Here is an 11,495-nt window from a genome sequence, read left to right on the forward strand (position 1 = left end):
TGGAAAACCAACTTGGTAAACCAAATTGGTAAACCAAATTGGTTTTCCAAATATATGCATTTTTTAGACTCACACAATTTTAATGTTAATTTTTTATTAATTATTCAATTTAATTCAACGAAATAGGCGATTTAAACATTTTTGGTAACGATAATTCAACGTTTTGGTAATATCATTAAAAATATGGCACTATTATAAAATACTGATTAGGTGTTATTTACTATATCATAAGCCAAGACCATATACGCAAAGCACAAAAAAAAGCGCACTGAATACTCAGTGCGCTTATTGAAATTAAAAATTTATTGGTCTTAGATACCTAATGCTTGACCACCACCAACTTGAATAGTTTCTGCAGTGATGAAAGCAGCATCTTGACTTGCTAAAAATGCAACTACACCAGCAACATCTTCTGGCTGACCTAATCTACCTAACATAATGTTATTTGCCCAAGATTTAAATACCTCTGGCTTAGTAGACTTAATTTGTTTATGAAAATCTGTATCAATTGTTCCTGGAGATACAGCATTTACTCTAATTTGATACTCAGCTAAATCTTTTGCTAAAGCTCTTGTAATTGCATGTACAGCTGCTTTAGAAGTACCATAGATACCAGCACCTGGACCACCTGCATTCCAACCTGCATTAGAAGTATAGTTAATAATTGATGGATTATCGCTCTTCTTTAAGAAAGGAATGGCTGCTCTAGAAGCAAAAAATGTAGAATCTAAGTTCAATGCCATCACAAATCTATAAAAATCTGTAGTCATCTCTTCAAAACGAGATCTACCTCCTAAACCACCTGCATTGTTAACTAATACATCGATTTTACCGTATTTTTCACCAATTTTAGTAATGTTAGAAGTTACTGCATTTTCATCAGTTACATCAAACCCATAATAATCAGCCTCAATACCATCAGCTTTGAGTTCTTTTAATCTTTCAGCACCAGCATCGTCATCTATCCCATTTAAAATAACTGTATACCCTTCGTTTCCTAATCTTTTTGCAACTGCAAAACCTATACCACCTGTGGCTCCAGTTACTATTGCTAATTGTCCTTGCGCTTTACTCATTTTTTTAATATTTATATAATTTTATGAACTGATTTTAATTTATTTTGATTCTTTGATTGGTTCAATTTTAGGACATAATACCCAAACTGCCAATAACGCCACTATTGCTAAAGCTCCTCCTATTAAAAAAGCTGAAGTATAATTACCTCCTGTAGTTAACATAGGTACTAATATTGTAAGTCCAAAGGCTCCTAATTTAGCTGCTGTTCCAGCAAATCCAGATAATGTTCCTACTACTTTTCCGCTAAACATATCACTTGGTAAAGTTTGAACGTTACCAATTGCTATTTGGAAACCAAATAAAAGTACGGCCATAATAATAACTGCATTTATAGCAGATCCAGGAGCTTTCAATAAAAAGAAACAAGGAATCATAACTAAACAACCTAATGTAATTACCATTTTTCGTGTTTTGTCTACAGACCATCCTTTACTTAATCTATTCTGAGCCAAAAGACCTCCAAACCAAGCACCAAGCATAGCACCAACATAAGGTACCCATGCAGAAAATGCTATTTCTTTTACATTTAAACCAAATACTTCGTTAAGGTAGATAGGAATCCACACAATGAATAACCACCAAATAGGATCTATTGCAGCTGAAGCTATAATTACGCCCCAACTTTCTTTATGTTTTAATAATTTTCCTGTACTTGGATTATAACCTTCTTCAAAATTACCATCTTTATCAGCATCTTCATTTCTTTGACCAGATAGAATGTATTTTTTTTCGTCTTCTGATAACCAAGGATGTTTGTCTGGTGATGATTTAACGATAAACAACCAAGGTACTAACCATAAAAGACCAACCAAACCTACACAAACAAATATAGCTTGCCATGATAAATAAACAGAAAGTAAACCTATTATTGGATAAGCTACGATACCACCTATAGCTGCTCCAGAATTAAATATTCCTTGAGCAAAAGCTCGTTCTTTAGTAGGAAACCATTCTGCATTCGCTTTTGCAGCACCTGGCCAGTTACCAGCTTCTGCTATTCCTAAAATAGATCTAAAAATCGAAAAACTTATCATTCCTTTAGCAAATGCATGAACCATTGTTGCTAGAGACCAAATTCCTATTGATAGTGCAAATCCTATTCTAGTACCAATCCAATCAAATATTTTTCCAAAGATTGTTTGACCTGCAGCATAAGACAAGATAAAAACAGCAGAAATAGTACCATAGATAAGCTTAGTTTCATCTGAAGTCATATCAGGAAATAATTCTTTAGCAATGTCTGGCCATAAAGCTCCAAAAGCCTGTCTATCTATGTAGTTTATAACTGCAGCTAAAGCTACTAGCCCAACAACCCACCAACGTAATCCTTTTATCTTCATTCTATTTGTTTATTTTAACTGCTATAACAGTATTGATAAAGCTCTCTAAAGTGCTCTTTCATTTTTTGTTTTGCTAATTGAGGTTCTTGATTCTTAATGGCATCAAAAATTGCTTGATGATCATCTATACCTCTTTTGGTTAAGCCAGCATCACAAACATGATATTTTTGAAAATTTGTTATGATTTCTGGAATTATAATTAACATAAATGTATTCATTGTGCTGTTTCCACTTGCTTTTGCAATAGCTAAATGAAATAATAAATCTTCTTGTACAGCATCTTGACCATTTATTGCTTTTTCTTTATAAGCATATAATGCCTCCTCAATATTTTCTAAATCTTCTTCTGTTCTTCTAGTAGCTGCTAACCTAACTGTTTTTAATTCTAATAAAATTCTTGTTTCTACTAATGATTTGAAATCAGGATCTTCTAAACGTAGAATATCTTCTATCATACCATTCATAGCAATTACCCCAATATTTGCAACGAAGGTTCCACTTTGTGGAATAGATTTTAACAGCCCATAAAACTCAAGCTTTTCTATAGCCTCTCTAATATTACTTCTAGAAACTCCAAACTTTTCTGAAAGCATTCTTTCAGATGGTAATTTGTCTCCAGGTTCTAAATTCTTAAAGTTTATTAAATCACGAATTTGTGAAATAATACTCTTCTGAATCTTAGATTGGTCTAATTTTGCGAGTGTTTCTAACTTCATTTCCTAAATTTTTTAAGGTTAATAGCTTATTAAATGGTATCTAATTATAGTTTAATTTAAGAGCACAAACGTACTGAAAACTACCATTATATGGTACCATTTTATTAAAATGTATGAAATTTATACTTTTTTTAAAAATTTCATACAGCAAAAACCAATATTATTAAAAACCTGGGGTAATAATATCAATATTATCAATAAACACTTCGTTACTGCTATCTACTGCTTTTAAAGCTCTAACATAAATTACGGCTGTATTAGATGTTGCTTTGAAAACAAAACTTGTAGTTGTAAAAGTATCATTGCTTGATGAACTCTTGCTAGAGTTAAAATCATTAGTAATATCGAAATAACCATCTGCATGATCTTCAATATTTACTTCTGTTGTAATTTCTTTATTTAAAATAAATACTTCTGTGTTTACACCTGCTGCTTCTGATCTTGTATCAATAGTAAACGTGTATTCTACTCCTGGCTCTACTGCTACAACTTGATACAATCTTCTACAGCTATTACTTAGTTTAACTCCTCTTCCTCCACCTGCATTTGGTCCGAATTTATTACCATCACTAGTAGAACCTGGCTGCTCACTTGTACAGTAAGTAGCATCGATATAATCATTTAAATCTTTATTATACCAAATAGCTCTATAAGGGCTATCTACAGTTGCACCTGAATTATCTTTAATTGTTGAGTTTGGAGTCATATCCCAAGCATCAGCATTATCACCTGTAGAAGCTGTCCAATCATTTGCAGTACCATTTAACACAATAGCCTTGAAAGTAGCTTTTACACCACCTACAGGTACTGGTTTTGTAATTGTTCTTGGTACACCTGCGCTATTTGTAATAGTTAAAGTTACATCGTAAGTACCTAATTGTGCATACGTATGTGATGGGTTTTGTTCTGTTGATGTTGATCCGTCACCAAAATCCCAACTATGAGAAACTGCTAATAAAGAAGCATCTGTAAACGTTGCTGTAAGTGAACTTGTAGTAAATGTAAAATCTGGAATTGCAGCTAATACTAAACCTTCTACTTTTTTTGTAACAGAAACTTGTTTACCTAAAAATGTTGTTGCAGTTAATGTAACTTCAAATGTTTCTGCTGTAGCATACGTATGTATTGGACTAAAATCTGGATCGCTTTGTGTGTCATCTGCATTCCATTCTACTATATCACCATCTCCAAAATCCCACGTTAAACTTTGTGCACCTGAAGTTGTGTTTGTAAAAGTTACTTGAGAATCTACAGAAGTAAAAGAAAAATCTACAGAAATAGGATCTACAAAAGCAGAATCTACTGCTTGTAAACCATCTGAACTTGTAGTTGTTAATTTTACATTGAATAAACCACCTTCTGCATATGTATAATCTGGGTTTGCTTCTGCAGAGCTACCTCCATCTCCAAAATCCCAAGCGTAAGAAACTGCATCTGTAGAATAACTTCTAAAGATTACAGATAAGTTATCATCTGGTTTTGGACTTGTAGTAAATAATGTGCTTGGTTGAATATTGTTTACATTTCCTGTAGGAGGTGTAAACTCTTCATAACCACTATCATAACATGAGACAATACCTAAAAACATAAAGAACAGCATTAAAGTGCTAGCCTTAAATGTTTTGTGATTTCTATTTATCATAATTATTAATTTTTTTAAATATTTTTTATTGTTTTACTGAAATATCAAAAGCATCTAATCTACTTTCTACACCAGAACCTCTTAATAAAATTATTACTGATTCATTTGTACCTGCCTCAAAAGTAAGTGCATGTTTCTTAAAAACATTATCTACTCTACCAATGTTATTGTCTGTTCTTTGTGCGATAATATTAGCATCTAACTGTGCATCTGCTAAACTATCTGCATTTGTGTTAATGATAGAAACTGTTAAATCTCCAAAAGAATTTTCTTCAAATGCACTAAAGTAAGTTAATACATAAGTTGCACCTGGAGTTACCTCAATTTCTTGATAACCTGTTCTTGTACCATCTGCAGGAAACTTAGCTGCTTGCCTACCATCTGGTAAATTTGGAGCATCTACTGGGTTTGTGTCTGTATTGATTTGAAATACACTACCCCATCTTGAACTACTAGGTGCTCTCCAAGAATCTCTACCATCTCCTGTACCATCAAACAAGCTATTGTCTTCAAAACTTGGCTCACCAATTTCTGGAACTGGAATTTGTGGTACTGCTTGATTTACTGTAATTAACTTTTCTGTATATTCTGATTTTCCTAAATCATCTGTAACTGTTAAACCAACAGTGTAAGTATCTGGTCCAGGAAAAGAGAAAATTAATTCTTGATCTTGTAAAGTTGCTGCAGGTAAAGCTGCTATTTGAGCTTGTAAATCTGCAACTGCTGCTAATGTTTCATCTGATAAAGCATCTTGCTCTATTTGTAATTGCACTTTAAAATCTGCCAACTGCGCTTCTAAAACATCAATTTTTGCCTGATTTGTTTCACAAGGTAATTTAAACTCAATTTTTGCAATTTCATTTTCAATGGCAACAACTGTAGCTAATTGTGCATCTATTTGTTGTTCTAAAACTGGTAAGTCTTTATTTATTAAAACTACACCTGCATCTGGAGTAACAGACCACTCATATTGAGTACCATTTACTGCTAAGTTAGAACCAGCTTGAAATTGAAAATCATAATTTGCTGAAATTTCTACATCATTACAATCAAATTCTGATGATGATACATCTGAAAAATTGTAAAATGGAGTAGGATTTGTGAAATCTGGTAGATCTCCAACTCCTGGTAAATCGTCATCTACACAAGATACAAACAACAATAGTGATGTTAATGTAATGTATGTAAATCTAGATATCTGCTTTTTCATAAGTATATAAATTTTAGTATCCATTATTTTGTTTGTAAAAGTTAGGTAAGTTATCTATCTCTCTCTGAGGAAATGGTAAATATTTCTTACCACTTGTATAGTTCAAACTATTATTTGTTGAGAATGTACCTAACACATTATCTGCTTCATTAAATCTTATTAAGTCGTATAAACGTTGATTTTCATAAACGAATTCTACTTGTCTTTCGTCTAATAAAGCTTGTTTTGTTAAAATTGCTTCTTCATCTAAACCTGCTCTACTTCTAACTTGGTTAAAAGCAGCTAAAGCTCTAGTATCTGTAGTAGAATCTCCACCAGCTAAAATTGCTTCTGCATATAATAAAAGAACATCTGCATATCTTAAAACAATCCAATCATTGTCACCAATTTCACCATCTGTAGGAAATTTAGCATTAAAAGTATCGTTCGTAATATCTGCAGGGTTATAAGATAAAGCATCTATACTCGCATAAAATCTTACTGGCTGCTCTTCTGGTTTAATTACTTCTAAAAACTCTAAAGTTGCAATATTAACACCATTTGAAGGCCCTTGTAAAGTCATTGCAAAACTATGAGATTCAGAATCTGTTTCTACTTGATCATCTAAACCACTATCACTAGTTACATAGTTATCACTACTTACTAAATCATAAGCAATAGAGAAAATAACCTCATTGTTAATTTCTAAACCAGGGTTGTTAGACCATGAACCGTCTAAAACACCATCTGTATAACCATCTGAAATTTCGTTTCCAAAAATGTTACCATAGTCAATTACCAAGTTTGCATTATACTCATCATCCGTTAGTAAATCGTTTGTAGGATCTGCAGGATCTGCATTAAACTCAAACTGTCTGGCATTGCTTCTTTCTGTAAATAATAGATTGTAATTGTAAGAAGCACTGTTTTCTACTACAGAAGCTAATAATAATTCAGCTTCTCCATAATTAGGACTTGGCTGACTTAAATAAGCTTTAGCAGCTAAACAAATAGCAGCACCTTTTGAAGGGCGATATCTATCTACAGTTGCACCATCTAAATAAGCAATAGAAGTTTTAAAATCTTCAATAATTTTTTCATAAACTTCTGCTTCTGGTAATTGAGGATAATCTAATGCCTCGTTCTTTGTTACATCTAAAACTTTATCTATGTAAGGCACATTTTGGTAAGCTCTTACTAAATTAAAGTGACATAGTGCACGCATAAAATAAGCTTCACCAACTGTATATTGTTGACTTTCTGGTGCTAAAAACCTGTTATCTATAATAGTATTTGCATGCTTAATTGTATGCATATTATTTGAGTAGTAGGTTGCAACATCACCATTATTAGGATCTACATTATAAGAACTAATTAACGGAAAGTTTCCATTCTCTGAATTTGCTCTTACATTATCTGATCTTAATTCTGTTAAGTAAAATTCATTTGCAGGCACTTTTTGGTATGCATCTAAAATACCATTTGAAAGGGCAACAAAACCATCATCTGTCTGCAGTAACTCTTCTAAAGATAAAGCAGTTGGATTGCTTAAATCTAGTTCAGTTTCACAACTTGTCAATAAAGCTAAGAAAGAAAAACCTACGATTATATTTTTATATATATTTTTCATAATTAATTAAAATTGAAAGTTAATACCTGCTGATACTGTTCTTACTATAGGACCATCTCCTCTTTGGTAACCTGCAGTTAAAGGTGTATTTGCATTATTTGATGTTTGACCTTGTGCCTCTGGATTAAAACCTTCATAACCTTTAGCAGTGAAGAATAATAAATTTTCACCAGTTAAATATAATCTTAATCTGTTAATATTCAGCTTATCAGTAACATCTGTTGGAAAAGTATAACCCAAAGTTACATTTCTTAATGCAATGAAAGAAGCATCTTGAATATGATCATCTGTAAACCTTCTGTGCACTGTTAAATCTCTATCTGGAAAGTTAGAAACTTCGTTTACTGCAGATTCACTTGCATAATAAAGCTGATCTAAATCTGCCACTCTAACCTCTGCTCCATGAGAACCTTGTAATTGTAATGAAAGATCAAAGTCATAGAATGCGAAATCTGAGTTGAAACCCCATTCAAAATCTGGATAAGGGCTACCTAATTCTGTTCTATCATCTCCGTCAATAATACCATCACCATTTAAATCTTTTACGTAAACATCTGCAAAATCATTATTAAATCTGTTAAAAGGATTATCTACCCATTCTAAAGGAATTTCTCTATCGTAAACCCAACCATAAAAAGAAGTAATTGGCTGCCCAACTCTTGCTATAAATTCTGTTGGTCTTGTATCTTGATCAATTCTAGAAATAATTTGCTCATTACTTCCTAAACTTTTTACTTCATTTCTGTTTAGAGAAAATTGTCCAGAGGCTGTCCATCTAAAGTTTTCTCTAGTAATAACTCTAGAGCTTAATTCTAACTCTACCCCTTTATTTTCTACTTCACCTAAATTCTGTAACCAGTTGTCTGTACCATAAGTTGCAGAAACAGGCGCAAATAATAATAAATCTTCACTTGTTCTAATGTAGTAATCTGCTGTTAAGCTAAATAAACCACCTGCAAAAGTTACATCTATACCTGGGTTAAATTCTATTAGTTTTTCCCAACCTAAAGATTGATTTGCTAAAGTAATACCCTTAACACCCGTATTTTGATCGTAACTAATTGTACTAAAAGATTCTTCGAATCTGTATAAAGATTCATACACGTTATTTGATATTTGGTTAGAACCAGATACACCATAACTTGCTCTGAATTTTAAGAACGAAATAAAGTCGTTATTTTCTAAAAACTTTTCATTAGAAGCTACCCAACCCACAGAAGCTGCAGGGAAAAATCCGAATCTGTTATCAGATCCAAATCTTGTACTACCATCTGCACGTGCTGAAACTTGGAATAAGTATTTATCATCATAGCTATAATCGATTCTACCAAAATAAGATACTAATTTATCTGTACCATTATCTGTATATGTTGTTCCACCATCTGCTAATGCTATATTGTTGTTAAAATCATTAGTGTAACCAACTGCTTCAGATTCTTGTCTGTAAAAATCTCTCTGTGTATATTCAAAACCAAGAATTCCGTTAAAATTATGTTTCTTAATTTCTCTCTTATACTTTAATGTAGACTCAAATGCATATTGATTTAGCTCATCTCTTCTTTCAAATCTAAAAGATTCTTGATCTCTATTTTCTTGACCAAAGAAAAAGTCATCTGCTGTGGATTTATTGTGTCTGAATACACCAGAAACTGTTTGTCTAAAGTTTAAACCTTTTGCTAATTTAAAATCGATATAAGACGATGCATTTAAAGCTAATTTTTTCTTAGTTCTAGATCTTTCTAAGAAGTGAACTAAAGGATGTACATTCTTAGTAGTTGATAATGTTAACCCACCAGATGTTAACGGACTTGCAATTGGCAAACCTGTTACAGGATCTCTTAAAATTGATCTTGGATTGTTAGGATCTACTGTAAAAACATGATCAAAAGCTCTTGAGAAACCATAGCTACCAACACCTAAATTTTCGAATAATTTACCAGCATCTGTAGATACACCAACATCTGTAGAGAATTGTGTAACATAATCTAAATGATCTTCATTTAAATATAAAGGTAAGTGCCCTAATTGTCTTAATGGATCTGTAAATCTAGAAGGTAATCTTTCTTGATCATTATAGTTAACACGAACGTTAGCACCGTATTTAATTTTTTTGTTTTTTGATTTGCTATCAATCTTAACTCGAATATTATATTTATTAAAGTTATCTTTTAAAGCAATACCTTGATCTTCTAAAACTCCTAAAGAAGCAGTATACGTAGTTAAATCTGTACCACCTCTAGCAGCAAAAGAATGGTTTTTAATAAAACCACCTGTAAAAATAGCATCTTGCCAATTTGTTTCACCACCACCTAAAGAAGCAATAAAATCCATAGCTTCTAACTCTGCAAATGCATTGTTATAATCGCTATTAATTCTATCAAAATTTGGGCTTGAAGGCAAAATAGCAGCTACTTCACTTTGTAAACCATTTAATCTTGCTCTTTCTTGAGCAATTGTTGTGTTAAAGTTGTCGTTGTTTGTAGAAAATTTATACCCTGTAAACGTATTGTAAGAGAAAGAAGTTTTACCAACAACTCCCTTTTTTAACGTAACCAAAATAACTCCATTTGCTCCACGTGAACCATAAATTGCTACAGAAGAAGCATCTTTTAGAACACTTAAAGATTCTATGTTATTATTATCTATTGTAGCTAAGATATCTGGATCTGTACCTAAAACAATACCATCTACCACAATTAATGGCGATGATGATCCTGTAACAGAACCTGGACCCCTTAATGTAATTTTAGGATCTCCACCAGCCTCTGAAGCAACAGTTTGAATTCTTAAACCAGCAACTCTACCTCTAAGGGCGTCTTCTACTCTGGCTACAGATTGTTTTTGTAAATCATCTCCATCTACCTTTGTTAAAGCACTAGTTATAGTTTTCTTTCTTTGATCTCCATAACCTACAATCACAATTTCATCTAAAGTACTAGCATCTTCTGCTAAAGAAATGTTTAACTGTTTTTGATTCACATAAGGAATAGTAACAGTTTTAAAACCTAGGTAAGAAATTTGAATAATCTCACCAGTTTTTACTTTAATTTGAAATTTTCCATCAAAATCGGTACCTGTACCTTTTTTTGTGTTTAGAACTAGAATATTAGCTCCAAAAATTGGTTCACCATCAGCTTCTGAAGTTACTGTACCTTTTACTGTTACTTCTTCTTGCGCATACAAGAAAGAACAACATAAAAGCAACGTAAATAAGACTGATTTAATTTTTAAATTCATAGTCAATGTATTGAATTATTGGATTAAAAATATATTCTAATGATTTGACTCACAGAATATCTAAACTTATTTTGAATCCCAGTTTTGCACACCTAAACAACTGGTTTACCAAACTGGTTTACCAAACATATATCTTTTTTTGCTACTTACCAAGTAATTTCTTAAAAAAAGGTTAATAAAATTCTAATTTGGCAATTTTTGAGTCAAAAAAATATCGTATCTGAACTAGTAACAATTCAGTACGATATTTTTTATAATTTATTGATTTGTTAATACTTAATCTTTATCTCCAAAATAAGATGGGCCATCTCCTGTTAGAAAGTCTTCTCTCACTGGACTAAATGTGTCTATTAATTGCCCCTCTTCTAAACATATTGCACTGTGCAATAAATTTGGTTCTATGTAAACACCATCACCTGCTTCTACAATTTGCTTAACACCATCAATTTCAAATTCAAACTTACCTGATACACAGTAGGTTGCTTGAGTATGAAAATGTTGATGAGGAGAACCTAAAGCCCCTTTTTCGAACTTTACACTAACCATCATTATTTGATTGTCATAGCCTAAAAATTTTCTTGATACACCTCCACCAAGTTCTTCCCACTCTAATTTATTGGCTATGATATACTTGTCACTAAATCTTTTCATTTTATTATTGTTT

Annotated in this window: 8 protein-coding genes; all 8 read right to left on the reverse strand. The window is 32.2% G+C overall.

The window, feature by feature from the left end; genetic code table 11:
• Positions 1–311: 311 nt before the first annotated feature.
• The 8 genes from V7R38_RS03500 to V7R38_RS03535 all read right to left on the reverse strand — a co-directional run bounded on the left by V7R38_RS03500 (position 312) and on the right by V7R38_RS03535 (position 11,482).
• The gene (locus tag V7R38_RS03500; protein ID WP_334056071.1) at positions 312–1,076 is read right to left on the reverse strand and encodes an SDR family NAD(P)-dependent oxidoreductase; all 765 of its coding nucleotides are present in this window, start codon (positions 1,074–1,076) and stop codon (positions 312–314) included.
• 39 nt (positions 1,077–1,115) lie between these two features.
• Entirely contained in the window at positions 1,116–2,417 is a 1,302-nt protein-coding gene (locus tag V7R38_RS03505) for an MFS transporter (protein ID WP_334056072.1), read from the reverse strand.
• 14 nt (positions 2,418–2,431) lie between these two features.
• Positions 2,432–3,133 (reverse strand): FadR/GntR family transcriptional regulator, encoded by a 702-nt coding sequence (locus V7R38_RS03510; protein WP_015481714.1) that lies wholly within the window; start codon positions 3,131–3,133, stop codon positions 2,432–2,434.
• Between the two features lie 163 nt (positions 3,134–3,296).
• Positions 3,297–4,775, reverse strand: coding sequence for a PKD domain-containing protein (locus tag V7R38_RS03515; RefSeq protein ID WP_334056073.1), 1,479 nt, complete (start codon positions 4,773–4,775; stop codon positions 3,297–3,299).
• Positions 4,776–4,800: 25 nt separating this feature from the next.
• Positions 4,801–5,985 carry a hypothetical protein gene (locus V7R38_RS03520; RefSeq protein ID WP_334056074.1) on the reverse strand — a complete coding sequence of 395 codons (1,185 nt, stop codon included), beginning with the start codon at positions 5,983–5,985 and terminating at the stop codon, positions 4,801–4,803.
• A 13-nt stretch (positions 5,986–5,998) separates the two neighbouring features.
• Positions 5,999–7,594, reverse strand: coding sequence for a RagB/SusD family nutrient uptake outer membrane protein (locus V7R38_RS03525; protein ID WP_334056075.1), 1,596 nt, complete (start codon positions 7,592–7,594; stop codon positions 5,999–6,001).
• A 6-nt stretch (positions 7,595–7,600) separates the two neighbouring features.
• Entirely contained in the window at positions 7,601–10,831 is a 3,231-nt protein-coding gene (locus V7R38_RS03530) for a SusC/RagA family TonB-linked outer membrane protein (RefSeq protein WP_015481710.1), read from the reverse strand.
• Positions 10,832–11,107: 276 nt separating this feature from the next.
• Complete coding sequence (locus V7R38_RS03535; protein WP_015481709.1) at positions 11,108–11,482, reverse strand: cupin domain-containing protein; 375 nt, start codon at positions 11,480–11,482, stop codon at positions 11,108–11,110.
• Positions 11,483–11,495 lie beyond the last annotated feature (13 nt).

It is taken from the genome of Polaribacter sp. P097 (assembly GCF_036864555.1).
Taxonomy (GTDB): Bacteria; Bacteroidota; Bacteroidia; order Flavobacteriales; family Flavobacteriaceae; genus Polaribacter.